Source organism: Mesorhizobium sp. M1163 (assembly GCF_040318415.1).
GTDB lineage: Bacteria > Pseudomonadota > Alphaproteobacteria > Rhizobiales > Rhizobiaceae > Mesorhizobium.
Genome location: NZ_JAMYMF010000006.1, coordinates 136,981 through 162,040, shown reverse-complemented (window position 1 = coordinate 162,040; position 25,060 = coordinate 136,981). Strand labels below are relative to the sequence as shown.

Annotated in this window: 24 protein-coding genes; 2 read left to right on the top strand and 22 right to left on the bottom strand. The window is 62.9% G+C overall.

Annotated features, from left to right (window positions below; genetic code table 11):
• Nucleotides 1–7: 7 nt before the first annotated feature.
• Nucleotides 8–820 carry an enoyl-ACP reductase FabI gene (gene fabI, locus NKH43_RS08430; protein ID WP_023719555.1) on the top strand — a complete coding sequence of 271 codons (813 nt, stop codon included), beginning with the start codon at nucleotides 8–10 and terminating at the stop codon, nucleotides 818–820.
• Between the two features lie 36 nt (nucleotides 821–856).
• Here fabI and NKH43_RS08425 read toward each other — a convergent pair whose 3' ends face one another.
• The 10 genes from NKH43_RS08425 to rimP form a co-directional block, all read right to left on the bottom strand.
• A complete protein-coding gene (locus NKH43_RS08425; RefSeq protein ID WP_352483235.1) occupies nucleotides 857–1,870 on the bottom strand; it encodes a class I SAM-dependent methyltransferase in 1,014 nt (337 codons plus the stop codon).
• Between the two features lie 104 nt (nucleotides 1,871–1,974).
• Nucleotides 1,975–4,122: a polyribonucleotide nucleotidyltransferase gene (gene pnp, locus NKH43_RS08420; protein WP_023719557.1), complete on the bottom strand. Its 2,148-nt coding sequence runs from the start codon at nucleotides 4,120–4,122 to the stop codon at nucleotides 1,975–1,977.
• 409 nt (nucleotides 4,123–4,531) lie between these two features.
• On the bottom strand, nucleotides 4,532–4,843 hold the full coding sequence (rpsO, locus tag NKH43_RS08415; protein ID WP_280940423.1) for a 30S ribosomal protein S15: 312 nt from the start codon (nucleotides 4,841–4,843) through the stop codon (nucleotides 4,532–4,534).
• A gap of 140 nt (nucleotides 4,844–4,983) precedes the next feature.
• On the bottom strand, nucleotides 4,984–6,078 hold the full coding sequence (gene corA / locus NKH43_RS08410) for a magnesium/cobalt transporter CorA (protein ID WP_023719558.1): 1,095 nt from the start codon (nucleotides 6,076–6,078) through the stop codon (nucleotides 4,984–4,986).
• Between the two features lie 146 nt (nucleotides 6,079–6,224).
• Entirely contained in the window at nucleotides 6,225–7,184 is a 960-nt protein-coding gene (gene truB / locus NKH43_RS08405) for a tRNA pseudouridine(55) synthase TruB (protein ID WP_023719559.1), read from the bottom strand.
• Nucleotides 7,184–7,615, bottom strand: a complete 432-nt coding sequence (rbfA, locus tag NKH43_RS08400) for a 30S ribosome-binding factor RbfA (RefSeq protein WP_352493773.1) — start codon at nucleotides 7,613–7,615, stop codon at nucleotides 7,184–7,186. The genes truB and rbfA overlap by 1 nt, the downstream gene beginning before the upstream one ends.
• 124 nt (nucleotides 7,616–7,739) lie before the next feature.
• Nucleotides 7,740–10,307 (bottom strand): translation initiation factor IF-2, encoded by a 2,568-nt coding sequence (gene infB / locus NKH43_RS08395; RefSeq protein ID WP_023719561.1) that lies wholly within the window; start codon nucleotides 10,305–10,307, stop codon nucleotides 7,740–7,742.
• Nucleotides 10,304–10,954, bottom strand: a complete 651-nt coding sequence (locus NKH43_RS08390; RefSeq protein ID WP_023719562.1) for an RNA-binding protein — start codon at nucleotides 10,952–10,954, stop codon at nucleotides 10,304–10,306. The genes infB and NKH43_RS08390 overlap by 4 nt, the downstream gene beginning before the upstream one ends.
• 38 nt (nucleotides 10,955–10,992) lie before the next feature.
• On the bottom strand, nucleotides 10,993–12,588 hold the full coding sequence (gene nusA, locus NKH43_RS08385) for a transcription termination factor NusA (RefSeq protein WP_352493772.1): 1,596 nt from the start codon (nucleotides 12,586–12,588) through the stop codon (nucleotides 10,993–10,995).
• 46 nt (nucleotides 12,589–12,634) lie between these two features.
• Nucleotides 12,635–13,267: a ribosome maturation factor RimP gene (gene rimP / locus NKH43_RS08380; RefSeq protein WP_023719564.1), complete on the bottom strand. Its 633-nt coding sequence runs from the start codon at nucleotides 13,265–13,267 to the stop codon at nucleotides 12,635–12,637.
• Between the two features lie 283 nt (nucleotides 13,268–13,550).
• On the opposite strand from rimP, the gene NKH43_RS08375 reads away from it, so the two are divergent.
• Entirely contained in the window at nucleotides 13,551–13,715 is a 165-nt protein-coding gene (locus NKH43_RS08375) for a hypothetical protein (protein ID WP_023719565.1), read from the top strand.
• 46 nt (nucleotides 13,716–13,761) lie between these two features.
• Here the strand turns inward: NKH43_RS08375 and trmB are convergent, their stop codons facing one another.
• The 12 genes from trmB to tsaB all read right to left on the bottom strand — a co-directional run bounded on the left by trmB (nucleotide 13,762) and on the right by tsaB (nucleotide 24,964).
• On the bottom strand, nucleotides 13,762–14,463 hold the full coding sequence (gene trmB, locus NKH43_RS08370; RefSeq protein WP_352493771.1) for a tRNA (guanine(46)-N(7))-methyltransferase TrmB: 702 nt from the start codon (nucleotides 14,461–14,463) through the stop codon (nucleotides 13,762–13,764).
• An 11-nt stretch (nucleotides 14,464–14,474) separates the two neighbouring features.
• On the bottom strand, nucleotides 14,475–15,764 hold the full coding sequence (gene metK, locus NKH43_RS08365) for a methionine adenosyltransferase (RefSeq protein WP_023719567.1): 1,290 nt from the start codon (nucleotides 15,762–15,764) through the stop codon (nucleotides 14,475–14,477).
• A gap of 300 nt (nucleotides 15,765–16,064) precedes the next feature.
• Nucleotides 16,065–16,484 (bottom strand): helix-turn-helix domain-containing protein, encoded by a 420-nt coding sequence (locus tag NKH43_RS08360; RefSeq protein ID WP_023719568.1) that lies wholly within the window; start codon nucleotides 16,482–16,484, stop codon nucleotides 16,065–16,067.
• Nucleotides 16,485–16,621: 137 nt separating this feature from the next.
• On the bottom strand, nucleotides 16,622–18,208 hold the full coding sequence (gene lnt, locus NKH43_RS08355) for an apolipoprotein N-acyltransferase (RefSeq protein WP_352483239.1): 1,587 nt from the start codon (nucleotides 18,206–18,208) through the stop codon (nucleotides 16,622–16,624).
• Nucleotides 18,209–18,301: 93 nt separating this feature from the next.
• Entirely contained in the window at nucleotides 18,302–18,772 is a 471-nt protein-coding gene (locus NKH43_RS08350; protein ID WP_352493768.1) for a VOC family protein, read from the bottom strand.
• Nucleotides 18,773–18,789: 17 nt separating this feature from the next.
• Entirely contained in the window at nucleotides 18,790–19,863 is a 1,074-nt protein-coding gene (locus NKH43_RS08345) for a hemolysin family protein (RefSeq protein ID WP_352483241.1), read from the bottom strand.
• Nucleotides 19,864–19,891: 28 nt separating this feature from the next.
• A complete protein-coding gene (gene ybeY / locus NKH43_RS08340) occupies nucleotides 19,892–20,389 on the bottom strand; it encodes an rRNA maturation RNase YbeY (protein WP_352483242.1) in 498 nt (165 codons plus the stop codon).
• A gap of 17 nt (nucleotides 20,390–20,406) precedes the next feature.
• Nucleotides 20,407–21,399, bottom strand: coding sequence for a PhoH family protein (locus NKH43_RS08335; RefSeq protein ID WP_023719573.1), 993 nt, complete (start codon nucleotides 21,397–21,399; stop codon nucleotides 20,407–20,409).
• Between the two features lie 83 nt (nucleotides 21,400–21,482).
• Nucleotides 21,483–22,892 (bottom strand): tRNA (N6-isopentenyl adenosine(37)-C2)-methylthiotransferase MiaB, encoded by a 1,410-nt coding sequence (gene miaB / locus NKH43_RS08330; RefSeq protein WP_352483244.1) that lies wholly within the window; start codon nucleotides 22,890–22,892, stop codon nucleotides 21,483–21,485.
• 63 nt (nucleotides 22,893–22,955) lie between these two features.
• The gene (olsA, locus tag NKH43_RS08325) at nucleotides 22,956–23,756 is read right to left on the bottom strand and encodes a lyso-ornithine lipid O-acyltransferase (RefSeq protein ID WP_352857448.1); all 801 of its coding nucleotides are present in this window, start codon (nucleotides 23,754–23,756) and stop codon (nucleotides 22,956–22,958) included.
• A 21-nt stretch (nucleotides 23,757–23,777) separates the two neighbouring features.
• Nucleotides 23,778–24,272 (bottom strand): ribosomal protein S18-alanine N-acetyltransferase, encoded by a 495-nt coding sequence (gene rimI, locus NKH43_RS08320; protein ID WP_023719576.1) that lies wholly within the window; start codon nucleotides 24,270–24,272, stop codon nucleotides 23,778–23,780.
• On the bottom strand, nucleotides 24,272–24,964 hold the full coding sequence (tsaB, locus tag NKH43_RS08315; RefSeq protein ID WP_352857446.1) for a tRNA (adenosine(37)-N6)-threonylcarbamoyltransferase complex dimerization subunit type 1 TsaB: 693 nt from the start codon (nucleotides 24,962–24,964) through the stop codon (nucleotides 24,272–24,274). Before tsaB ends, rimI begins: the two co-directional genes overlap by 1 nt.
• Nucleotides 24,965–25,060 lie beyond the last annotated feature (96 nt).

Genomic DNA, 25,060 nt, shown 5'->3' with positions numbered 1-25,060 from the left:
GCCGACCATGGACGGATTGATGAAGGGCAAGCGCGGGCTTGTCATGGGCGTCGCCAACGATCATTCGATCGCCTGGGGCATCGCCCGCAAACTGTCCGAACATGGCGCGGATCTCGCCTTCACCTATCAGGGTGAGGCCTTCGGGCGCCGCGTCAAGCCGCTCGCCGAGAAACTGGGCGCATCGCTGGTGGTGCCTTGCGACGTCGAGGACAGCGCATCGGTCGCCGCGACTTTCGAGACTTTGGGCAAGGCGTGGGGCGGGCTGGATTTCGTCGTCCATGCCATCGGCTTTTCCGACAAGAACGAGCTGAAAGGCCTCTACGCCGACACCAGCCGCGACAACTTCATCCGCACCATGGTGATCTCCTGCTACTCCTTCACCGAGGTCGCCCGTCACGCCGCCACGTTGATGAAGGATAGCGGTTCGATGATCACGCTGACCTATGCCGGTTCGGTCCGCGTCATGCCGAACTACAACGTCATGGGCGTCGCCAAGGCCGGGCTGGAGGCCAGCGTCCGCTATCTAGCCAACGACTACGGCCCGCGCGGCATCAGGGTGAACGGCATATCGGCTGGACCGGTGCGGACGCTTGCCGGCGCCGGGATTTCCGACGCACGCCACATGTTCTCCTACCAGCAGCGCAACTCGCCGCTACGCCGCACGGTGACAATCGACGAAGTCGGCGGCTCAGCGCTCTATCTGCTGTCCGATCTGTCCTCCGGCGTCACCGGCGAAATCCACTATGTCGATTCCGGCTATCACATCGTGTCCATGCCGACGCTTGACGAGTTGAAGCAAACCGACGGCGGGCGGGAATAGCGCGAGCGACGTGTCGCCGGCTTGCCCCGCAGCGTTTCAGCGTCGCGCCGAGAAGACCTTGAACATGCCGTCGCGGGCGAGCTCCGCATGGCTGGAGAAGGCGGCCGCCAGCACCGGTTCGTAGGGAAGCTGACGGTTCGCCACCATGAACAGCCGGCCGCCCGGCTTCAGCGCCTTGCCTGCCGCGCGGATCATGCCGGCACCGATTTCGGGCTCAGTCGCCCGGCTGCGGTGAAAGGGCGGGTTCATGGCGATCACATCGTAGCGGTGCTCGACCGGCTCGCTCAAAAGATCTATCCAGAAGAAACGTGGCTCCAGGCCTGTGTTGCCGACATTGACCTTCGCCGCCTCCAGCGCCTCGAAATCCGCTTCGTAAAGGTCAAGCGCCGATATGCCGGGTGAGCGGGCGGCGACTTCGGCGGCGACATAGCCCCAACCGGCACAGAAATCCGCAACGCTGCCACGCAGATCGTTGGGCAGATTTTCGACCAGCAGCTTCGATCCGGCATCGATCTTGTCGAACGAAAACATGCCTGGGGCCGTGCGGAAGCGGTCCTCGACCACCAAGTCCGGATTGGCGGCGCGAAGCGTTGCCGCGGCAACGGTATCGGCCGGCCGGCGAAACCAGAAGGCAATGCCGTGATGCTTCGGCAGGTGGCCTTCGGGCGGCACAAGGGCGCCGACATGCTTGCGCAGGCTGGCGATACCATCGTCCTTACCGCCGGCGACGACGATCAACCCGCCTGATGCCACGTGCTCGATCGCTTCTGCGACGCGCAACTCGTTTTGTCCGCGATGGCGGCCAGCGAGCACTAGCGCCGCGTCGAAAGCCTTGCCTTCCACTTGCGGCGTGACGGTGAAGCCGGACGCCTGCAAGGCGCGAAAATGCGGCCTGAAGCCTTGGACGAGATGAAGCTTGGCATCGAAGCCTTCGAGCAAGCGAAAGCCGGGCTCGGCACCGAGAAAAAGAATACGTTCATCCTTTCGCGGCAGGGAAACGGTCCCGGCCTCGAAAGGATGGAAAAGCGTCTTCAGCGGCTCGGCGGACATTCACCACTCTTGAACTGCAAGGCTGTTGTTGAAATGCAAACGGGCGCGACCTTCCGGCGCGCCCGCTTCGATTGCTTTATGCGTTCGACGGAACGCAACCCCGCTTAGGCGGCGTTTTCTTCGCCTTCGCTCTTCTTATCGCGGGCGATTTCCTTGCCGGTGGCCTGGTCGACGACCTTCATCGACAGGCGGACCTTGCCGCGCTCGTCGAAGCCCATCAGCTTGACCCAGACCTTGTCGCCTTCCTTGACCACATCGGAGGTCTTGGCGACGCGATCATTGGCGAGCTGCGAGATGTGGACGAGGCCGTCACGCGGACCGAAGAAGTTGACGAAAGCGCCGAAGTCGGCGGTCTTGACGACCGTGCCTTCGTAGATTTCACCGACTTCCGGCTCGGCGACGATGGTGTGGATCCACTTCTTCGCCGCCTCGATTTCCTTGGCGTTGGCCGAAGCGATCTTGACCGTGCCGTCATCCTCGATGTTGATCTTGGCGCCGGTCTTTTCAACGATCTCGCGGATGACCTTGCCGCCCGAGCCGATCACGTCGCGGATCTTGTCGGTCGGGATGTGCATGACCTCGATGCGCGGCGCGAACTCGCCGAGCTCGGCACGCGCGCCGGACAGCGCATGGGCCATTTCGCCGAGAATGTGCTGACGGCCATCCTTGGCCTGGTCGAGGGCGATCTTCATGATCTCCTCGGTGATGCCCTCGATCTTGATGTCCATCTGCAGCGAGGTGATGCCGTAGGCGGTGCCGGCAACCTTGAAATCCATGTCGCCGAGGTGGTCCTCGTCGCCGAGGATATCGGAGAGCACGGCGAAGCGCTCGCCTTCCTTGATCAGGCCCATCGCAATGCCGGCGACCGGCTTGGCCAGCGGCACACCGGCATCCATCAGCGCCAGCGAGGTGCCGCAGACGGTAGCCATCGAGGACGAGCCGTTGGACTCGGTGATCTCCGAAACGACGCGCAACGTATAGGGGAACTGGTCGGCGGTCGGCAGCATCGGCCGGATGGCGCGCCAGGCGAGCTTGCCGTGGCCGATTTCGCGGCGGCCGGGCGAACCCATACGGCCCGTTTCACCGACCGAATAGGGAGGGAAATTGTAGTGCAGGAGGAACTTCTCCTTGTACATGCCGGTCAGCGAATCGACATACTGCTCGTCCTCGCCGGTGCCGAGCGTGGCGACGACCAGCGCCTGGGTCTCGCCGCGAGTGAACAGCGCCGAGCCGTGTGTGCGCGGCAGGACGCCGACTTCCGAGACGATCTTGCGGACCGTCTTCAGGTCGCGGCCGTCGATGCGCGAGCCGGTGTCGAGGATGTTCCAGCGCACGACCTTGGCCTGGAGTTCCTTGAACACGGTGCCGATCTGTTCGGACGTGTATTTGGCCTCTTCGCCTTCTGCCGGCGCAAACGCGGCCTTGACCTTCGCCTTGACGGCGTCGACGGCGGCATAGCGCTTCTGCTTGTCGGTGATCTTGTAGGCATCGCGAAGCTCGCCTTCGACGATCTTGAGCATCTCGGCTTCAAGCGCGGAATAGTCCGGCGCGGTGAAATCGCGCGGGTCCTTGGCGGCGACTTCGGCCAGCTTGATGATCGCGTCGATCACCGGCTGGAAGCCCCTGTGGCCGAACATGACGGCGCCGAGCATCAGATCCTCGCCGAGTTCCTTGGCTTCGGACTCGACCATCAGCACGGCGTCGGCGGTGCCGGCGACGACCAGGTCGAGCTTCGATTCCTGCATCTCGTCGACATGCGGGTTGAGCACGTATTCGCCGTTAATGTAGCCAACGCGGGCGCCACCAACCGGGCCCATGAACGGCACGCCGGACAAGGTCAGTGCGGCGGAGGTGGCGACGATCGACAGGATGTCCGGATCATTTTCGAGATCGTGCTGGACGACGGTGACAACGATCTGGGTGTCGTTCTTGTAGCCTTCGGCGAAGAGCGGGCGGATCGGGCGGTCAATCAGGCGGGAAACCAGCGTTTCCTTCTCGCTCGGACGGCCTTCACGCTTGAAATAGCCACCCGGGATCTTGCCGGCGGCGTAAGTCTTTTCCTGGTAGTTGACCGTCAGGGGAAAGAAATCGAGGCCGGGCTTCGGCTCTTTCATCGAGACGACGGTGGCGAGAACCTTGGTTTCGCCATAGGTGGCCAGCACCGCGCCGTCAGCCTGACGTGCGATCTTGCCGGTTTCGAGAATGAGCGGACGGCCGCCCCATTCGATTTCCACTTTGTGGTAATTGAACATATCTTGTCCTTCGTATGCGGAAAGGGCCGCGCCGTTTCAGCGTGCGCGGATGCCCCTTTCCCTTGGCTTCCTTTCTCGGGCAGCCACGGGCAAGACAACGGGAAGCTCGGCTATTCGGCGCATTTGCCGCACGAGCGTCCTGCAATCCTGCCCCATGACCGTCCATGGGCGGTTTCGAGTGGCCCTCTGCTGTTTCGAAACCGGGTTGGCCAATCGATCCGACTGGCCTTGCGCGTGAACCCGAAAACCAGGTTTTCGGAAAGTATCCTGCGCAAATCTAAAACTTCAGAGCGTCCTTTGCGCATCCAAACCGGTGCGCGGCGCTCTGCTTTCTTCATTGGAGCCTTGGATGATCCGATGCTCCAATGCGCGACCGGCGGGCTCTCGAAAGAACCCGCCGGTCAATTCGTCAACGGCGCAGACCGAGCTTCTCGATCAGCGTCTGATAGCGCGCGTCGTCCTTGCGCTTGAGATAATCAAGCAGGCTGCGGCGCTGGGAAACGAGAGCGAGCAGGCCACGGCGGGAATGGTTATCCTTCTTGTGGTCCTTGAAATGATCGGTCAGGTTCTTGATGCGCTCGGAAAGGATGGCCACCTGGACTTCCGGAGACCCGGTATCGCCCTTGGCGGTTGCGAATTCGCCCATCAATTCCTTCTTGCGTTCGGCAGTAATCGACATCGTGTTTTTCCTTGTCTGTTTGAGGAAACGGGACGCCCTCAGCCGGGATGTCGTCCAGCAGGGGCCGGTGCAAGCAACGCGTCAAAGCGCGAAGCTGCGGCGCATATAGTGCAATTCCGACAAAAAGGCCAGCCCAATTCACAAGCCGGCTTTTTGCTGCATAAACGGGCACTTCCGCATGGTCAGAGCCATTTCTTCCATTTGAAGTATGCGTAGAGCCCGACCGCAACAATCGCCATGAAGACGAGCGACAGGGGATAGCCGTAATAGGCTTTCAGCTCCGGCATGTTCCAGGGCGAGGTGTCGGGGTCGAAATTCATACCCCATACGCCGACGAGAAAGGTGAGCGGCATGAAGATCACCGAGACGATGGTCAAATAGCTGATGACGTCGTTGGTGCGCGCCTGGCTGAGCGACAGGTGCATCTCGATCAGGCCGGTCAGCATATCGCGCTGGGTTTCGACCAGTTCGATCAATCGCAGCGAATGATCCAGCGTGTCGTTCAGGAATAATTTGGTTTCGGCCTTCACATAAGAGACGTCGTTGCGGATCATGGTCGCCAGCGCGTCGCGCATCGGCCAAAGCACGCCCTTCAGCACATTGGCGTCGCGCCGCAATTCGTGAAGCTGCCGCATCTGGTGCTTGTGCGCCTGGTTCAGCATCTGGTCCTCGATGCTGTCGACCAATTCGCCGGCAGCCTCGATCGGCGGGAAATAGCTGTCGACGATGGCGTCGATCAAAGCATAGGCGAGATAGTCGGCGCCGCGCGAGCGCAAGCGGTTGGGCACCGAGCTCGCGATCCGCTTGCGCACGGGATCGAACGGGTCGCCTTCGCGCTCCTGGAAGGTGACGACGAAGTTCTTGCCGAAGAAGACGGCGATCTGTTCGTAACGATGGGCGGTGACATCGTCGATCATCCTGACGACGACAAAGGCATGGTCCTCGAAGAAATCCACCTTGGGCCGCTGACCGGTGTTGACGACATCTTCCAGCGCCAGCGGATGCAGGTTGAAGATCCCGCCGATCTCCTCGATCAGCTGGATGTTGGCGAGGCCTGTGCAGTCGAGCCAGATGATCGGCCAATTGTGGCAATGGGTGTTGACGTCGTCGATGCTGGCATTGTCGATCGTCTTGAACTTCTCAGGCGAGATCAATGTCAGCCTGAGCTCGGAGCGGCGCGCCGCCGGGTCGGCGATCAGCGTGCCCGGCGAAGCCCCGACCGGTGGCCGCCGTGTTTTGAGCGCCGCTCGCTTGTTGACCGTGTCAGCCTTTGCCATGTGCCCCCTCGAGTGCAGCGTCGAACGGCACTACAGCACAGCGCATCCTTTCGGACGACAAACGACGCCGTAGCCCTGTTGATTTAGCGCATGATCCTTTCCCAAAATAGAATCCGGTTTGGAGATCATGCGCCGGGCGACAGCTGTTACCCGACAAAGACCCGCTTTGGCTTGAACATGCCTTGCTCGATGGCGCCGATGGCGACCAGCTTGCCGCGCGCGGTGGCGCAGGCCTCCTCAGCTTCTACCGGCGCGTCACGGCCGCGAATGATGACCGGATTGCCGAGGCGGATTTTGGTTGCCGCATCGTCGCTGATCGCAACCTGCGGCAAGCATTCGAGCGCCGCGGCGGTGTCGACCAGAAGTGCATCGATGGCACCGAAGTCGATCGGCGCGTCCGCTGCTTGCGAAGCGTCCTCGCTCTGTTCGCCGAAGCGGGCGGCCTCCAGCTCGGCCAAGGTGACGAAATCTCCCTGCGTGAACGGCTCGACCTCGACCCGCCGCAGCTCGGCGATGTGACCAAAACAGCCAAGGTCGCGCCCCATGTCGCGCGCCAGCGAGCGGACATAGGTGCCCTTGCCGCATTCGACCTCGAAGATGGTGCGATCGGCCATGTGCTCGACCAGGTCGAGCCGGCCGATCTCGACCTCGCGTGCCGGAATGTCGACCGTCTCGCCGTCGCGGGCAAGGTCGTAGGCGCGCTCGCCGGCGATCTTGATCGCTGAGAATTGCGGCGGTGTCTGCATGATCACGCCGGTATATTTCGAAAGCAGCGCCAGCACTTCGGATTCCGCCGGACGGAGGTCTGAGCTTTTGGTCGCCGCGCCTTCGAGGTCGTCGGTCGAACGCTCCTCGCCCCAGGCAACGGTGAAGCGGTAGACCTTGGCGCCGTCCTGGACGTAAGGCACGGTCTTGGTCGCCTCGCCAAGCGCGATCGGCAGCATGCCCGACGCCAGCGGGTCGAGCGTGCCGGCATGGCCGGCCTTTTCCGCCAGGAACAGCCATTTGATCTTGGAGACGGCTTCGGTCGAGCCCATGCCGACCGGCTTGTCCAGTACCAGCCAGCCCGAGATCGGCCGGCCCTTCTTCTTGCCGCGACGCGCCACTATTCGCTGTCCTTCCGGTCGTCTTTGTCTTTGTCTTTGTCGTCGGCGCTGAGATCGCGCGCCACTTCGGGCGAGTGCAGCAATTCGTTGATCTTCTGGAAATTATCGTAGCTGGTATCGAGCCGGAAGCGGAATTCCGGCATGTACTTCATCTGCCGCAGCGCGCCGGAGACGCGGCCGCGGACGAACTTGGCATGCTTGTTGAGCGCTTCGACCACCGCACCGGCATCCTTGGCGCCGAGCGGCGAGACGAAGGCGGTGGCGATCTTCAGATCGGGCGACATGCGCACTTCGGAGACCGAGACCACTGTGTTCTCGATCAGCGGATCGAGGATATCGCCGCGCTGCAAGGTTTCGGATAGCGCATGGCGCACCTGCTCTCCGACTCGCAGCATGCGCTGGGATGGGCCTGACGGGGTCGAACGGGGCATTTTCCTCGGTCCTGAAATCGTGAAGCGCGGGATGGGACCGCGCCACATGTCTCATATGGTTTGGGCGGCGGCCTTTCGACCACCGCCCGGTCTCAATAGATGCTCGAACTCAAGACGCTCGAACTCAGAGCGTCCTGGTTACCATCTCGACGCGGAAGCACTCGATGACGTCACCGACGCGCATGTCCTCGTAGTTCTGGAAGGCCATGCCGCATTCCTGACCGCCCGGAACTTCCGAAACCTCGTCCTTGAAGCGCTTCAGGGTCTTCAGCGTGCCTTCGTGGATGACGACGTTGTCGCGGATCAGGCGCACGCCCGCACCACGCTCGACCTTGCCTTCGGTGACACGGCAGCCGGCGATCTTGCCGACCTTGGTGATGTCGAAGATCTCGAGGATCTCGGCATTGCCGATGAAGGTCTCGCGACGCTCCGGTGATAGCAGGCCGGAGAGCGCCGCCTTAACGTCATCGACGAGATTGTAGATGATCGAATAGTAGCGGATCTCGATGCCTGCCGCAGCCGCGGCCGCACGCGCCTGCACATTGGCACGAACGTTGAAGCCGATGATCGCAGCCCCCGAGGTCTCCGCCAGCGACACGTCGCTTTCGGTGATGCCGCCGGCGCCCGCATGGACGATGCGGGCGCGCACCTCGTCGGTGCCGAGATTGTCGAGCGCCGCGTTGATCGCCTCGATCGAGCCCTGCACGTCGCCCTTGATGACCAGCGGGAATTCCTTCAATCCGCTGGTCTGCAATTGCGACATCATCTGTTCAAGCGAGCCGCGCTGGCCGGCATGCCTGGCCACCGCCTTCTCGCGCGCCAGACGTTGGCGATATTCGGTGATCTCGCGGGCGCGGGCTTCGTTGTTGACAACGGCGAAGCGGTCGCCGGCCAGCGGCGTACCTTGCAGACCGAGGACTTCCACCGGCATTGCCGGCGGCGCTTCCTTGACCTGATCGCCGCGATCGTTGACCAGCGCGCGCACCCGGCCCCACTCGTTGCCGGCGACGAGAATGTCGCCCGGCATCAGCGTGCCGGTCTGCACCAGCACGGTTGCGACTGGGCCGCGGCCCTTGTCGAGCTGGGCTTCGATGACAACGCCTTCGGCGGTGCGGTCCGGATTGGCCTTCAGGTCGAGGATTTCGGCCTGCAGCAGGATCGCTTCGAGCAACTTGTCGAGATTGATGCCCTTGGTCGCCGACACCTCGACATCCAGCACCTCGCCGCCCATGGATTCGACGAACACCTCATGGCGCAGCAGTTCCGAGCGCACCTTCTGCGGGTCGGCGTCGTGCTTGTCGATCTTGTTGATCGCCACGATGATCGGAACGCCGGCCGCCTTGGCGTGGTTGATCGATTCGATCGTCTGCGGCATCACGCTGTCGTCGGCCGCCACCACCAGGATGGCGATATCGGTCGCCTGGGCACCGCGGGCACGCATCGCCGTGAAGGCGGCGTGGCCGGGCGTGTCGATGAAGGTAATCTTGTTACCGTTCTTCTCGACCTGATAGGCGCCGATATGCTGCGTAATGCCACCGGCTTCGCCGGACACCACGTTGGCATTTCGGATGGCATCGAGCAACGAGGTCTTGCCGTGATCGACATGGCCCATGATGGTTACCACCGGCGGACGCGGCTGCAGGTCCTCGGGACGATCGGCGATGTTGAACAAGCCCTCTTCGATGTCGGACTCGGCGACGCGGCGGACCGTGTGGCCAAATTCGGTCGCGACGAGTTCGGCCGTGTCGGCGTCGATGACGTCGCCAGGCTTCAGGATCTGGCCCTGCTTCATGAAGAACTTGACCACGTCGACAGCGCGCTCGGACATGCGCTGCGCCAGCTCCTGGATGGTGATGGTTTCGGGCAGGATCACTTCACGCATGACTTTCTCGCGTGGCTCATTATGCAACGCGCGCTTGAATTTCTCCTGACGGCGGCGCATCGACGACAGCGAGCGGGCGCGCGCATCCTCGTCGGAAAGCGCCGAATTCAGCGTCAGCTTGCCGCGGCGGCGGTCTTCCTCGCCCTTGGTCGGTTTGGCCGGACGCGCCACTTCGGGCGTGACCAGACGGCGCACTGGTGCGCCGGCACCGGTCCGCTTCGGCTTGACCTCTTCCTCGTCATCGACTGTCGCCAGTTCGGCGGCCAGCGGCGCACGGCGGCGTGCCTCTTCCTCGGCACGGCGGCGGGATTCAGCCTCGGCTTGCAGCCGTGCCTCTTCCTCGGCCTGACGGCGAGCCGATTCCTCGCGCTCGCGGCGGCGGCGCTCCTCGTCCTCGCTGCGGCGCTTGGCCTCCTCGATGGCGCGTTGGCGATCCTCGACGTCACGGACCTTCGAGCCCTCGAGAGCCCGGCGGCGTGCTTCCATTTCCTGGCGCGACAACTCGTTCAGCACCATGCCGCCGCGTTCGACCGGCGGCGGAGGCGGCGGCGCCTTGGGGGCTTCCTGCACGGCAGGCGCTGCCGCGACCGGCTTCGGCGTGAAGACGGACACAGGCGCTGCCGCCGGCTCCGGCTTGTCGCCGGGCAGCGAGAACTTGCGCTTCTTGGTCTCGACAACCACCGATTTGGTGCGGCCGTGCGAGAAGTTCTGGCGCACCGTGCCCTGTTCCATACCGGGGCGCTTCAGCGTCAAGGTCTTCTTCGGCGTAACACTCAGCGTCTTGTCGTCGCCCGATTTCGTATCGCTCATTCCATATCCTCTGCGGCATCATCTTCGTCAGCAACGGCCGCAAGCATTGCCAGATCGTCCGGGGAACCGCCCCGATATCGGTCGAGCGCAACCATGCGCTTCTGGACCGCCCTGCCCGCGTCTCCCGCGAGAACGGCAGCATGTATCACATTTGTACCCCCCAATGCCAAGCTCAACTCGGCCTCGGAGAAAAGTTTGTAAGCGCGGATCGCAGGCCCGCCGAGGTGGACGGTTGCCCGTCGCGCCTGGCTTATCTTGCGGACGCCATCGTCGGAAGCCTCGGTCGCGTGGAGCACGAAAAGTGCAAGTCCGCCGCGCACGGCGCTCTCGACCTTAGTCGCTCCGAGCGCTATGGCGCCCGCCTTGCGGGCCAGGCCAAGCATGCCCAGAGCGGACCTGGAAAGCAGCGCGTCGACCATGCCGCCAAGATCGGCTGGCACGGTCACCTGCGCCTTAAAAGCACGGGCAAACAGGTTTTTCGCCGCTGCCTTGTCTATATGTAGGCGGTCGGCGGTCACCCAGCAACCGCGGCCGGGCAGGTTTCTCTTGATGTCCGGAACGACGGCCGAATCCGGGCCGACGACGAAACGGATCAGCTCATCCGGTTCGGCTTGCCTGCGGGTGACGATGCAGGTGCGATCGTTCATCTCGTCCAAGGGCGGGTTCGGTGCGATGCGGTTTCACCTCACGCACCGACGGTTTCGTCAGCCGGCACGCCCTCGGCGGCAAGCTCGTCTTCGGTGATCCAGCCAGCCTTCAGGCGAGCGGCCAAGACCATTTGCTCGGCATCGGCGCGCGACACGCCGTGGTTGGCGAGCACACCCGGGAATACCTTCGTCTCGCCGTCCTTGCGTTCCTTCCAGCCGGTCAGGTCGTCGGCGGCGTAGCCGGCGAAATCCTCGATCGTCTTCACGCCGTCCTCGCCGAGCGTCACCATCATGGCGGTGGTGATGCCGGGAATCTCGCGCAGCTCGTCCTCAACGCCGAGCGCCTTGCGCTTCTCGTCATGCTCGGCTTCGATCTTCTCCAGATATTCGCGGGCGCGGGTCTGGATCTCCGAAGCCGTGTCCTCGTCGAAGCCGTCGATCGACGCGATTTCGCCGGAATCGACATACGCGACCTCCTCGACGCTGGTGAAGCCTTCGGAAGCGAGCACCTGGCCGACCATCTCGTCGACGTCGAGGGCTTCCATGAACAGCGACGACCGTTCAACGAATTCCTTCTGGCGCCGTTCGCTCTCTTCCTGCTCGGTCAGGATGTCGATATCCCAGCCGGTGAGCTGCGAGGCAAGACGGACGTTCTGGCCGCGGCGACCGATGGCCAGCGACAGCTGGTCGTCGGGGACGACGACCTCGATGCGCTCGGCATCCTCGTCGAGCACGACCTTGGCGACTTCCGCCGGCTGCAATGCATTGACGATGAAGGACGCGGCCGAGGGCGACCACGGAATGATGTCGATCTTCTCGCCCTGCAATTCGCCGACGACCGCCTGGACGCGGCTGCCGCGCATGCCGACGCAGGCACCGACCGGATCGATGGAGCTGTCACGGGAGATGACAGCGATCTTGGCGCGCGAACCCGGATCGCGGGCGACCGACTTGATCTCGATGATACCGTCGTAGATTTCCGGCACTTCCATGGTGAACAGTTTCGCCATGAACTGCGGATGGGTGCGCGACAGGAATATCTGCGGGCCGCGTTGTTCGCGGCGCACGTCATAGACGTAGGCGCGGACGCGATCGCCATATTTATAGTTTTCGCGCGGGATCAGCTCGTCCCGGCGGATAATCGCCTCGCCGCGGCCGAGATCGACGATGACGTTGCCGTATTCGACACGCTTGACGGTGCCGTTGACGATCTCGCCGATACGGTCCTTGTACTCGTCATATTGCCGGTCGCGCTCGGCCTCGCGCACCTTCTGCACGATGACCTGCTTGGCCGACTGGGCGGCGATGCGGCCGAAATCCATCGGCGGCAGCTGTTCGGCGATGAAATCGCCGAGCTGGGCGTCCGGATTGCGCTCGCGCGCCGAGGAAATGGCAATCTGCGTCGCGTAGTCGTCGACCTTCTCGACCACTTCCATCAGCCGCTGCAGCTTCATCTCGCCGGTATTCGGATTGATATCGGCCCGGATATTGGTTTCCTGGCCGTAGCGCGAGCGCGCGGCCTTCTGGATCGCATCGGCCATAGCGGCGATGACGATCGACTTGTCGATCGACTTTTCACGCGCGACCGCATCGGCGATCTGCAGCAGTTCAAGCCTGTTGGCGCTTACAACCATCTTCTTTCTCCCGAGCTTGTTGCCGACCTTACGGCCGGCAGCCCAATCACATTTCCTGTTCGGTTTCGTCTTCCGCACCCTCTGGTGCGTCTTCGGGTTCGCCGCGGCGTTTTCTGGCTTCCTTGCGCGCCCGGTTATCCTTCGACAGCGCATCGCGGATAAGATCATCGGTCAGAACCAGCCGCGCTTCGGCAATCGCATCGTAGGGAACACGCACCGTCGGCTCCTCGCCGTAAGCGGCCTTGTCGCGCTCGATCAGCACACCGTCCGCGTCGCTTTCGGCGATCTTGCCCTTGAAGCGCTTGCGGTCGGCGACGAGAACCGACGTTTCCATCTTCACCAGATGGCCGGTCCAGGCTGCAAAGTCCGATTTGCGGACCAGCGGCCTGTCGATGCCCGGCGACGACACTTCGAGATGATAAGCCTTCTCGATCGGATCATCGACATCGAGCGCCGGCGATACTGCCCGGCTGACCTCTTCACAATCCTCGACAGTCATCGTGCCGTCCTCGCGCTCGGCCATGATCTGCAGCGTCAGCCCGTTCTGGCCCGACAGATGCACACGTACCAAGCGGAAACCGATGGCGCGCAGTACCGGCTGAACGATCAGCGCGATGCGCGCATCGATGCCGCTTTCGCGGATGATGCGGTCGTCGCCTTCGCTTGCCGTCACTGTCATTCGGTCCCTGTCGTTCGATTCCTGCTTGGCCGGCAGGTAATAAAAAAGAGCGGGACCGGGTGGACCCACTCTTCGTCATACCGACCAAGAATTTGAAGCTGATATAGACGATCGTGGCCGTCGTTTCAAGCCCGTCGTGCATGACGGCAAGGCTCCGAGTCCGCAGCGCTGCGCCAAATGCATGGCGCCCATGCAGTAATCCTCCTTTGAGCACCGGCAACGCACGACTATCTATGTTGCATTGCGCAATTGGAGCGCTCACTACGCTCGGAAGGATCCGATCATGAACAATCGTGGATTTTTTTCAGCCATAGGCGACTTTTTTAGCGTGTTTGGCAGCGCCGTAGCAGCGTCGCGTGCTGTGGAAAACGGTCGCAAGCCGCGTGCGAATGATCTGCGCAATCTGGGCATGGAGCCGGCAGCCTTCGATAAAATCCGCCGCTTCTAAGCCAAGTGAACAGGAGAGCCTTCGGCCGCTCAGCTCGGACTTCCTGCTATTTCCGCACAAAGGTGAGATAGGCGGGCCGTCGGCCCTCGCGAATGGCCTTGGCCTCATAGCGCGTCCCCGGCCAGCCATCATAGGGCCGACGCCAGTCGGCTGCTTCGTTTGCCTGCCACGTGAAGGCGCCATGCGCCCGGCAATGCAGCAGCGTCCAGTTCACATAGCTGTCGATGTCTGACGCAAAGTGGAACTTTCCGCCGTGCTTCAAGACGCGCGCGAAGCGGTCGAGATTGACCGGGCTGACGAAGCGCCGCTTCCAGTGCTTCTTCTTCGGCCACGGATCCGGGTAGAGAAGGTCGATGCCGTCAAGCGAAGCCTGCGGCAGCCAGTCAAGCAGGCGTGTGGCGTCGTCGTCATAGACGCGCAGATTAGCAAGCGGCCGCTCCCGGACCGCCATCATCATCTTGGCCATGCCGTTGACGAAAGGCTCGACGCCGATAAAGCCGGTCGCCTGGCTGGCCGTGGCACGGTGCAGAAGATGTTCGCCGCCGCCAAAACCGATTTCGAGCTGGACAGCGGAAACTTCGGCTTCGAAAAGGCTGCGCAGATCGGCCGGCGGTTCAACCGTCAGATCGAGCCTGTAGGCGGCGAAGCCGCTCTCCAGCGCCGCCGCCTGCTGCGGTCGGATGGTCTTGCCGCGCCGGCGACCGAAAAACGCCTCGGTCGCACGGCTTGGCCGGTCCTTCGGGTCCATAGGCGCCGTTGTTAGGCGGCGACTGCTTCGGCGACCGGTTCGGCGAGAGCGTCCTTGAGCGCCTTGGCGAGATCGGTCTTCTCCCAGGAGAAGGATCCGTCGCGGCCGGCCTTGCGGCCAAAATGGCCGTAGGACGACGTCTTGGCATAGATCGGCTTGTTGAGATCGAGGTGGCGGCGGATGCCGGACGGCGATAGGTCCATCACAGTGCGCAGTGCACGCTCGAGCTTTGCCTCGTCGACCTTGCCGGTGCCGTGGAGGTCGACGTAGATCGACAGCGGCTGGGCGACACCGATCGCATAGGAAAGCTGGATAGTGCAGCGATCGGCAAGCTTCGCGGCAACCACGTTCTTGGCGAGATAGCGCGCCGCATAGGCGGCCGAGCGGTCGACCTTGGTGGTGTCCTTGCCGGAGAAGGCGCCGCCGCCATGGGGCGCAGCCCCACCATAGGTGTCGACGATGATCTTGCGGCCGGTCAGGCCGGCGTCGCCGTCAGGTCCGCCGATGACGAACTTGCCAGTCGGGTTGATGTACCAATTGCAATTGTCGGCGATCTTCAGGTCGCCTAGTGCTTCGCGGATATAGGGCTCGACGACGTTGCGCACCTTCTTCGAATCCCACGTCTCATCGAGATGTTGGGTCGACAGCACGATCTGCGTCACTTCCGCCGCTTTGCCGTCGACATAGCGGACTGTCACCTGGCTCTTGGCATCCGGCCCGAGCCTGCCGGCATCACCGCTGCCCTCATGGCGCGCAGCGGCCAGCAATTCGAGTATCTTGTGGCTGTAATAGATCGGCGCCGGCATCAGGTCCGGCGTTTCGCGGCAGGCATAGCCAAACATGATGCCCTGATCGCCGGCTCCTTCCTCGCCTTGCCGGTCGGAAGCGTTGTCGACGCCTTGGCCGATATCCGGCGATTGGCCGTGCAGCAGGACCTCGATCTTGGCCGTCTTCCAGTGGAAGCCGGCCTGCTCGTAGCCGATTTCGCGGATTGCCTTGCGTGCGACCGACTTGAACTTGGCCGGGTTGACAATCGGATGGCCGGCCGCATCCTTCAGGACGTTGCCCTCCTTGTCCTTCTTGAGCAGCGTCTCGGGGACGCGCACTTCACCGGCGATGACAACGCGATTGGTCGTCGCGAGCGTCTCGCAGGCGACGCGGACTTTCCACGGGTCCATGCCGGTCTTTCTGGCCTCGCGGTAGACGAGATCGACAATCTCGTCGGAGATACGATCGCAGACCTTGTCGGGATGGCCCTCGGCAACGGATTCCGAGGTGAAGAAATAATTGTGCCGCGTCACGGGTGTCCCCTCTTGAAAAAATATCGGCAGGCCGCCGATTTTGGCGCGCCAGTTGTTAACGGTGCCGGGCGCCGCTCGTCAAGTCGTGCAGCCGTTCTAGCATGAATTTTGACGTTATTATCTTTGCGTCCAGAAGACGGCGGCAGGGCGCACTACCCTCATCTCTTGCACTCACAGGCTGAAGAGAACGGTTTCGTGGAAGCATGTCGAGCAAAATCGATCCGCGCGTCGGCGCATCTGCGGAATGCACATCCCACGGTGCACTCAGCCACGAGAAATTGCATGCCCGGCTACGGCCAGTCAATCGACCTCGTCGACGGAGAGCGATTTCACAAGCTCGATGATCTTGCGACGCACTTTCACGTCGGCGATCTTGACGAAGGCGCGGTTCAGCTGGAGGCCTTCCGGGCTGCCGCAGAATTCGACGGCGGAGGTCATCGACGCATCCTCGGCAAATCCACGGTTGCCCACGGCCTCCTGACCGGGCGCATCCTCGAAAAAGAAGGCGACGGGAACGCCGAGTATCGAGGCGATTGCCTGCAAACGACTGGCGCCGACGCGATTGGTGCCTTTTTCGTACTTTTGGATCTGCTGGAACGTTATGCCGAGGTTTTCGCCCAGTTTTTCCTGACTCATTCCCAGCATATTGCGGCGAAGCCGGATGCGGCTTCCGACGTGGATGTCGATCGGATTCGGCTTTTTCTTGTTTTCTTCTGTCATTTTTTCCTCGCCGAATTTTTCCGGCTTTTTCTATTTTGCTGCCCAAACGACGCCGCGGCCCGTGCCCCAACAGAACGACCTTATCGACTTCGAGAATTTTCAGGCGCTTACAGTATGAGTTTCTAATGTGTCGGCTGTCAATTCGCCCGTAGCCTTTGCCTTACGTTCAAAATGCATGCCGCAACGGCAAGCAAAAACATGATCAGCATTCCGTTAATGCGTCGTTGGCCGGAGGAAACGATGGCTTGGTTGGAGATCGGCACACGCACATCGATGGCGCCGCGTGCGTCGATAGCCAGCGCGTCGACGATGCGTCCTCGCGGGTCGACAACGGCCGAAATGCCGTTATTGGCCGCGCGCAACAGGGGCACCCCATTCTCCACCGCCCGGATCTGCGCCTGCCTGAAGTGCTGGTACGGCCCTGGCGTGTCGCCGAACCAGGCGTCATTGGTGACGTTCACAATAAGCTCGGCTGACGTGGCGTCAACCGCGACCAGATCGGGAAAGATGACCTCATAGCAAATAAACGGCAGCGCCCGGATGCCGCCGGGCAGCGTGATCGGGTGCCGCTCATTGCCGGCCGCGAAGGTCATTGGGCCGGCGACAAGCTGCTCAAGCCCAAAGCGGCCGAGCAGATCGGCGAAAGGCAGGTATTCACCAAACGGTACCAGATGAACCTTGTCGACGGCATCGACGATTTCGCCCCTTTCGTCGATCGCCACGACCGAGTTGTAGTAACGGCTTCCGGTCGCCGAGCCGCCTTCCTCGCGAACGACGCCGGCGACCAGCATCTGGCCATCGCCGAGCATCTCTCCGATGGCAGGCAAGGCATCCGGACGTTCGGTGAACAGAAACGGCACGGAGGTCTCCGGCCACAGGATCAACTGCGGCCTGTCATGGCCGGGTTCCGGCGCTTTGGCCGAAAGCCCCATCATGGTGGCGAAGATGCGGTCACGCACCGAGGCATCCCATTTTTCCGTGAGGTCGACGGCAGGCTGCACGATACGGACGTCGAGGCTGCGGGCGGCCGGCTTTTCGGGGGCGGCGAGCCTGATATAGCCGAAGCCGGCATGGGCAACGACCAGAACGACAAGCAATGCCACGCCGAGGCGAAGATGCCGGCGCGCCGCAAGCAGGGCCGGCAGTGCAAAGACGAAGACTGCAAGCGCATTCATGCCGATCATGCCGGTCACCGACACGCTCTGCATCAGCAAAGGCACCGGCATCGCCGCATAGCCGACGGCATTCCAGGGAAAGCCGGTGAACAGGAAGCCGCGCAACCATTCCGCCAGCGCAAAGCCGAAGGCGAGCGCGGCGATGCGGCCGATGTCATTGCTCCACAACAGCCGGGCAACCACGGCGGCGAAGCCATAGAAGAAGGCCAGCGCGAGGGGGATGCCAACCACCGCGAACGGCAAGGCCCAGGCGAAGCTGTCGGCCTCGACCAGAAGCGCCGAGCCAACCCACCACAGACCGGCAAGAAAGTAGCCGAAACCGAACCACCAGCCGATGGCGAAAGCCGGCAGCAAGCGTCGCAGAAAACCGTCCGAGGCTTCGCCGGTCGCGCCATCGAGAAGCCACACCAGCAGCGGGAACGAAACGAAACAGACGGCGAAGAAATCGTAAGGCGCCTGAGCGAGAACCGCCAGCGCGCCGGCAAGAAACGCCACCAGCGCGCGCCGCCAGCCCCAAAGCAGAATTATCCGGCCGGCCTGGCGCTCCATCTATGCTTCCGAGTCGTGCGAATCAGGAAGCAAGATTTATCAGGCCGCGGCCTTGGCTCCAAACCGGATAAGAGCGAACAAGTCCGCTCATAGCTATCGATGCCAGCCTTCGATCTTCAGTCCGCCCAGCCGCTCAGCCTCTTCGCGTGGGACGGAGCGGACAGTCTGGGAAAAGGTCCAGACATGGCCTTCAGGATCGCGCGCCCTGTACTGCCGTTCACAGTAGAACTGGTCGGCAGGCTCCTCGACGATCTCGGCTCCCGCCGCCCTTGCACGATCACAGTGGGCATCTATCCCGTCCTTGAGGCACGCATAGACCGACTGCGTGTTCTTGCCTGCAACTGAAGCCGGGCTGGCTATATGGTCGGCCCATTCGGAATCGATGATGATATAGCCGTCGCCGAACCGCATCTCGGAATGGACGAGCCTGCCATCGGTATCGCTGACCACCATGCTCGGCTCGAAGCCGAAAGCCTTTTCAAGCCATGTCAATGCGGCCCGCGGATCCTGGTAGAAGACGCCGGAGCCCAGTGTCGAGTGCTTGAACGGGTCCTCAATCGGCATCGGGCGAGCCGCGTCTTTCAAGCCTGCTCGGTGCGGGCGGCGCGGCGGCGGCGCTCGCCCTTCAGGGTTTCGACTATGCGCACGCGCTTGACGCGGCGTGGGTCGGCGTCGAGCACATGGAACTCGAAGCCGGGTATGGCCTGCACCACTTCGCCGCGCGCCGGCACCCGGCCAAGCGTGTTGAAGATCATGCCGCCGATCGTGTCGACATATTCGCCGTGCTCGCCGGCGGCGAAATCCTCGCCGATCATCTTGGCGACATCGTCGATCTCGGCCTTGCCGTCGACGATGAAGACGCCTTCGCCGGCCTGGGTGATCATCGGCTCGTCGTCGTCGTGCTCGTCCTCGATGTCGCCGACCACCATCTCGACGATATCCTCGAGCGAGACGAGGCCGTCGGTGCCGCCATATTCGTCGATGACCAGCGCCATCTGGGTGCGCGTCGTCTGCATCCGCCCCATCAGGTCGGAGGCGAGCATCGACGGCGGCACGAACAGCACCGGTCGGATCAGGTTGAGATCGCCGATGGTGCGCGCCAGATCGACCTGGGCGAGATCGAGAACCGTTGCGACCGCGGTTTTCCTGGTCGTCCTGCCCTTTCGGACGCGGGCGACCTTGGTGATGTGCGCCAGCACGTCGCGGATATGGACCATGCCGCGCGGGTCGTCGAGCGTCTCCGAATAGACCGGCATGCGGGAATGGCCGGACTGTTCGAAGAGCCCCAGAAGATCACCCAGCTTCGTGGTGATCTCGACCGCCTCGATGTCGGCGCGCGGCACCATGACGTCCTCGACGCGCACTTCGCGCAGACGCAGGATATTGTTGAGCATGGCGCGTTCGCCGGGCGAGAAGGATTCCGCATCGCTCGCCGTTTCGGCAAGCGCACCGGCAATCTCCTCGCGCAGGCTGGTGCCGTTGCGGTGCCTGAAAAGCCCGAGCACGCGATCGAACAGGGAAGGACCGGCAGGCGATGCCTCGCTGGCGAAGCTGCCGGTCGTGGTACTCGGACTCGAGCCCTCTTCCGTCGTTTCGGAAGGCTTGATCGCACTGCCGGCATCGGGGCGGGCGGCAGTCTCTGGTTTGTCGTTCATCATCGTCCGGTCAATTGATCTTTTGTAATTACGTGTAGGGATCGGGAATGGCAAGCCTCGCAAGTGCTGCGCGCTCTGTCGCTTCCATCAGTTCCGCTTCGGCGTCGGTTTCGTGATCGTAGCCCAGCAAATGCAGCAGGCCATGGATAACGAGATGGGAGATATGGTCCTCGACCGGCTTGTCTTCCAGTGCCGCCTCGCGCGCGACCGTCTCGGCGGCCAGCACGATATCGCCGAGCATCGGCGGCAGCGGCCCGCCCCGGGCAAACGGAAAAGCCGGAAAAGACAGGACGTTGGTCGGCTTGTCCTTGCCGCGCCAGCCGGCATTGAGCGTGCGGATATGGGCATCGTCGGAAAAGAGGATGCTGAGCTCGGAACGCCCGTCCGCACCGGTTTCGGCAAAGGCGGCCGAGACGGCATGGTCGACCAGCCGCGTCAGCGTCGTCTCGGCGGGCCAATCTCCGGCCTCGATCGCGATATCGATCTCGACGGGAAGCGGCCCCCCCGCCTTTTGCTCCTCAGCCATGCGGCCGCATAATCATATCAGCCTTCGACACCCAAGCCCCTGGCCAGCTTGCCGTCGCGGTCGTAGGCCTTGACGATCTCGGCGACCAGCGGATGCCTGACGACGTCGCCTTCGTTGAAGCGGACCGTCACCATGCCGGTGACGCCGTCGAGGATTCTCAGCGCCTCGACCAGGCCGGACTTGGTGTTTGGCGGCAGATCGATCTGGGTCGGATCGCCGGTGACGATCATGCGCGAGTTCTCGCCGAGCCGGGTCAGGAACATCTTCATCTGCATGGGCGTGGTGTTCTGCGCCTCGTCGAGGATGACGGCAGCGTGCGCCAGCGTACGGCCGCGCATGAACGCCAGCGGCGCGATCTCGATGACCTCGGCGGCAATCGCCCGCTCGACCTTGTCGGCCGGCATCATGTCGTAGAGCGCGTCATAGAGCGGCCGCAGATAAGGATCGACCTTCTCCTTCATGTCACCCGGCAGAAAGCCAAGCCGTTCGCCGGCCTCGACCGCGGGGCGCGACAGCACGATGCGTTCGACCATGCCGCGTTCGAGCAGCATTGCCGCATGTGCCACCGCCAGATAGGTCTTTCCGGTGCCGGCCGGGCCGATGCCGAAGACGAGTTCCGACCGCTCCAGCGCGCGCATATAGGCGTCCTGGTTCAGCGAGCGGGCATAGATCGTCTTCTTGCGCGTCGATATCTGGGCGGCAGACACCTTGCCCTTGCGCTCCAGTGTCGGCAGCGTCAGTTGGTCGTCGGCGGCGATCGCCATGCGCACAGCGCCGTCGACATCGGACTGGCCGATATCGGTGCCTTTCTGCAGAATTCCGTAAAGATTGTCCAAGGCGCGGCGTGCCTGCTCGGCCGCCGAGGAAGAGCCTTTGATGGTCAATTGATTGCCGCGCGAGCGGATGTCGACGCCGAGCTTCTGCTCGAGTCTGGCCAGATTCTCGTCGAATTGGCCGTAAAGGGCGCTGGCAAGCTTGTTGTTGTCGAAAGTCAGTACGATGTGCGCCATATCCGAGGCCCCCGAGGGTAGGTTCTGGGGCAGGTTCTTCACTTCAGCAGCGCTCAACCGTCTCTCCTCATCTGCCGAGACCTTCAGGCCAATTCGGCGAACAGGCTGTTGTAGCCCGTCTTCGTGATTCGTACCTGGATAATGTCACCGATTTCGCCGGCCATTTCATCAACAATAACCGGCTGCAGCCAGGGCGAGCGGCCAACCTTCTGACCGGCCTGGCGGCCCGGCTTTTCGATCAGCGTGTCGATGGTCCTGCCGATCAGGCTTGCGCCGAAATCCTGCTGCTGTTTCAGCAGTAGCGCCTGCAGCCGCTGCAGGCGCTCGTCCTTGACGGCCTCCGGCACGTGATCACTCATCTCGGCGCCCGGCGTGCCGGGGCGCAGCGAATATTTGAACGAAAAGGCCGAGGCATAGTTGACGTCTTGGACCAACTGCATGGTCGCCTCGAAATCGGCTTCCGTCTCGCCGGGAAAGCCGACGATAAAATCGCCCGACAGCGCAATGTCGTTCCGTGCGGCACGGATGCGGTCGATCAACGTCAGATAGTCCTTGGCCATATGTCTGCGGTTCATCGCCTTGAGTATGCGGTCGGAGCCGGATTGCACCGGTAAATGTAGATAGGGCATCAGCGTAGGCAAATCACGATGGGCGGCGATCAATTCATCGTCCATGTCGCGCGGATGACTGGTTGTGTAACGCAGACGCGCCAGGCCCGGAATCTCGGCCAGCCTGAACAGCAGCCGGCCAAGGCCCCATTCTGCGCCGTTTTCACCTCTTCCATGCCAGGCATTGACGTTCTGGCCGAGCAGCGTCACCTCGCGCACGCCGGCATCCGCCAGGCGCTCGGCCTCGGCGACGATCTGTGCCACCGGCCGCGAGACTTCCGAGCCGCGTGTGTAGGGCACGACACAGAAGGTGCAGAACTTGTCGCAGCCTTCCTGAACGGTCAAGAACGCCGTCACGCCGCGCCTGATCAGTTCGGCGCGCTTCGGCTGCGGCAGATGCTCGAACTTGTCCTCGACGGCATAGTCGGTCTCGACGATCTTTTCGCCGCTCCGCGCCCTCGCCAGCACACCGGGCAGCCGGTGGTAGGTCTGCGGGCCGATGACCAGATCGACGGCCGGCGAGCGGCGGATGATCTCGGCACCCTCGGCCTGCGCCACGCAGCCGGCGACGCCGACCAGCATTTCGCGCCCGGCCTTAGCACGTTCCGCCTTCAACTCACGGATGCGCCCAAGTTCCGAATAGACTTTTTCCGCCGCTTTCTCGCGGATGTGGCAGGTGTTGAGCAGCACCAGATCGGCCTCGCCGATAACGTCTGTCGCGGCATAGCCGTCGGCCGCCAGCGCATCGGTCATGCGCTGCGAATCGTAGACGTTCATCTGGCAGCCATAGGTCTTGACGAAGACCTTTCTGGTCGCGGCAGGCAGAACGACTAGGTTTTCGGCGGCAGCGCCGATGTCGTCGCGTTCTATCGTGTTCAATTCCATTTCGCGGCTTCTAGCGCCTTTCCCTGACAAAAAACAGACGAATCTGGCCGGAACCTGCGCGGCTTACCGGCTTGGGCGCGGTTCGGCGAGAGCCGCCTGTACCATCTCGCGCACCTGGCGTTCCATCTGCTTTGCCGTTTCCTTGCGGCTGGAGCCCTTGGAGAAAGCAATCGCCTCGCCAAAATGCACCTCGACGTCGAGGGCGCCCTCGGCCATCAGCACCTTCAGATGCGGCATCAGCTCTTCATCGCCGATCCAGGCGGCAACCGGCCGATGCCGGCGGCCGAGCGGCACGCCATGCAGGCGCGTATAGACGATCGCCACCGGCTGGATGAAGACCTGTTCGGCCGCCCCTTCCGCAATCGCCATTGTAGCGGCGCCGAACAGCGTACTCTTGAACGGCAGGATCATGTTGCCGTCGCCGGTCGAGCCTTCGGCAAACAGCACCATGGCGTCGCCCCTGGCCATGCGGCCGGCGATCTCGCTCGCCTGGTCGCCCGACGAACGTTTGCGCTCACGTTCGATGAAGACAGTGCGCTGCAGCTTCGACAGCATGCCGATCAACGGCCAGCCGGCCATGTCGGCCCTGGCGATGAACGTCACGTCGACCATCGACCCCAGTACCATGATGTCGGTCCAGGAGATGTGGTTGGCGGCAATCAGCAATGGGCGCTGGCCGGACAGCGCCCCCTTGACATGGATGCGCAGCCCCAGCGCCCTGACGATCATCCTGTGCCAGATCTTCAGGATGAAGGTCTCGCGCCAGAGCCCGGTCCTCATCGACAGGACCTGCAGCGGCACAAGCACCAATGAGCCGACGACAACCAGCCCCAGCGCCAGGAAAATCCTGATTTTTCCGATCATCCGCACCACCCCGGCGTTTGGCTAGCGAAGATCGCGGCGCATGACAAGCGCGCCGGTCGGGCCGTGTTCCGGCGATTTGTAATAGTTGGCGCGCTTGCCGACCTCGCGGAAGCCAAGCCGCCGATAGAGCGCGATCGCAGCGACGTTGGTCTCGTCGACCTCGAGGAAAAGTGCCTCGGCGCGCTGTGCGTGCAATTCGCGCAGCACCGCATCCATCAATTGCCAGCCGAGCCCCCGGCGCCGATGCGAGCGTGCCACCGCGACCGTCAGGACCTCCCCCTCGCCGGCCGCCAGCCGCGCCAGCACGAAGCCGACCGGCGGCTTGGCGCCCTGTCCGGTCTCGCGCGCGGCATAGCCGAACACGGTGTCCTGCTCGAGCAGTGCGGCGAATTCGTCGTCGGTCCACGGCCGCGCGAAATCCTCGCGATGCAGCACCGACATGGCCGCGCTGTCGGCAATTGTCAGCGGCTCGAGCGCATAGTCCCTGCGGCGCGGCTGGAGGAACGGAATGCGCATCAGTTTTTTTGCCTCGACAAAACAAAGCCGGCCTGCGGCTTGGCGTCGGCGCCGCGCAGATAGAGCGGTTTCGGCTTTTCGCCCTCGCCGTGTTTACCGGCACCTTTGGCCGCAGCCAGCCGGGCATAGACGGCGATGTCGGCGGTGGCCCCGATCGGGCCTGTATCAAAAGCGCGCCCGACCGAGGCGGCAATTTGCGATGTCGCGGTGCCGGCAAGAACCGCGGAGCTGTCAACCGCGATGGCGGCGGCTTGCGAAAGCGTGGTCACCGAGGGACCGTAAATCAAAACGGATGCTTCATCGTAAAGTGTCGCATGGATTTCCTCGGGCCCTGCATCGAGCGCGGCGAGAACGGCACGGCGGGGAAATATCGCTGCGGCCTCTGCCGCCAGTGCTTCCAGAGTCGTCACGCCGATCGCGGGGATTTTCAGCGCCAGCGCCAAGCCGCGCGCCGCCGAGACGCCGACGCGCAGACCGGTGAAGGAGCCCGGACCGGTCGCAACGGCAATGGCGCCGAGGCCGGTAAAGTCCGTTCCGGCCGCCTTCAACGCCCCTTCGATGACACCCATCAGATGCTCGGCATGACCCTTGCCGAGATCGAGCACCGAACGGCCGAGTTCTTTCCCGGCCGCCGCGTCGTAGACGCAGGCGGCGCAGAGATTGGCGGCACAGTCGATGGCAAGCAACTTCATGAAGCGCCCGGTTGAGACAGTTTCGAAAGCAGCCTCCCTCTGCCCGCCAGGGCTGATCCCCGCAAGGGGAATATCCACAAATCTTCAGGCGAGTTG

Excerpts from the sequence above, each read along its gene's own strand:
- NKH43_RS08350 (WP_352493768.1), bottom strand. The coding sequence starts at position 18,772 with ATGCCGATTGAGGACCCGTTCAAGCACTCGACACTGGGCTCCGGCGTC.
- infB (WP_023719561.1), bottom strand. The coding sequence starts at position 10,307 with ATGAGCGATACGAAATCGGGCGACGACAAGACGCTGAGTGTTACGCCG.
- NKH43_RS08390 (WP_023719562.1), bottom strand. The coding sequence starts at position 10,954 with ATGAACGATCGCACCTGCATCGTCACCCGCAGGCAAGCCGAACCGGAT.
- NKH43_RS08345 (WP_352483241.1), bottom strand. The coding sequence starts at position 19,863 with ATGAACGACAAACCAGAGACTGCCGCCCGCCCCGATGCCGGCAGTGCG.
- rbfA (WP_352493773.1), bottom strand. The coding sequence starts at position 7,615 with ATGCCCCGTTCGACCCCGTCAGGCCCATCCCAGCGCATGCTGCGAGTC.
- rimP (WP_023719564.1), bottom strand. The coding sequence starts at position 13,267 with ATGACAGTGACGGCAAGCGAAGGCGACGACCGCATCATCCGCGAAAGC.
- olsA (WP_352857448.1), bottom strand. The coding sequence starts at position 23,756 with ATGATCGGAAAAATCAGGATTTTCCTGGCGCTGGGGCTGGTTGTCGTC.
- trmB (WP_352493771.1), bottom strand. The coding sequence starts at position 14,463 with ATGGACCCGAAGGACCGGCCAAGCCGTGCGACCGAGGCGTTTTTCGGT.
- NKH43_RS08375 (WP_023719565.1), top strand. The coding sequence starts at position 13,551 with ATGAACAATCGTGGATTTTTTTCAGCCATAGGCGACTTTTTTAGCGTG.
- nusA (WP_352493772.1), bottom strand. The coding sequence starts at position 12,588 with ATGGTTGTAAGCGCCAACAGGCTTGAACTGCTGCAGATCGCCGATGCG.
- fabI (WP_023719555.1), top strand. The coding sequence starts at position 8 with ATGGACGGATTGATGAAGGGCAAGCGCGGGCTTGTCATGGGCGTCGCC.
- rimI (WP_023719576.1), bottom strand. The coding sequence starts at position 24,272 with ATGCGCATTCCGTTCCTCCAGCCGCGCCGCAGGGACTATGCGCTCGAG.
- pnp (WP_023719557.1), bottom strand. The coding sequence starts at position 4,122 with ATGTTCAATTACCACAAAGTGGAAATCGAATGGGGCGGCCGTCCGCTC.
- lnt (WP_352483239.1), bottom strand. The coding sequence starts at position 18,208 with ATGGAGCGCCAGGCCGGCCGGATAATTCTGCTTTGGGGCTGGCGGCGC.
- ybeY (WP_352483242.1), bottom strand. The coding sequence starts at position 20,389 with ATGGCTGAGGAGCAAAAGGCGGGGGGGCCGCTTCCCGTCGAGATCGAT.
- NKH43_RS08335 (WP_023719573.1), bottom strand. The coding sequence starts at position 21,399 with ATGGCGCACATCGTACTGACTTTCGACAACAACAAGCTTGCCAGCGCC.
- corA (WP_023719558.1), bottom strand. The coding sequence starts at position 6,078 with ATGGCAAAGGCTGACACGGTCAACAAGCGAGCGGCGCTCAAAACACGG.
- NKH43_RS08425 (WP_352483235.1), bottom strand. The coding sequence starts at position 1,870 with ATGTCCGCCGAGCCGCTGAAGACGCTTTTCCATCCTTTCGAGGCCGGG.
- tsaB (WP_352857446.1), bottom strand. The coding sequence starts at position 24,964 with ATGAAGTTGCTTGCCATCGACTGTGCCGCCAATCTCTGCGCCGCCTGC.
- NKH43_RS08360 (WP_023719568.1), bottom strand. The coding sequence starts at position 16,484 with ATGACAGAAGAAAACAAGAAAAAGCCGAATCCGATCGACATCCACGTC.
- miaB (WP_352483244.1), bottom strand. The coding sequence starts at position 22,892 with ATGGAATTGAACACGATAGAACGCGACGACATCGGCGCTGCCGCCGAA.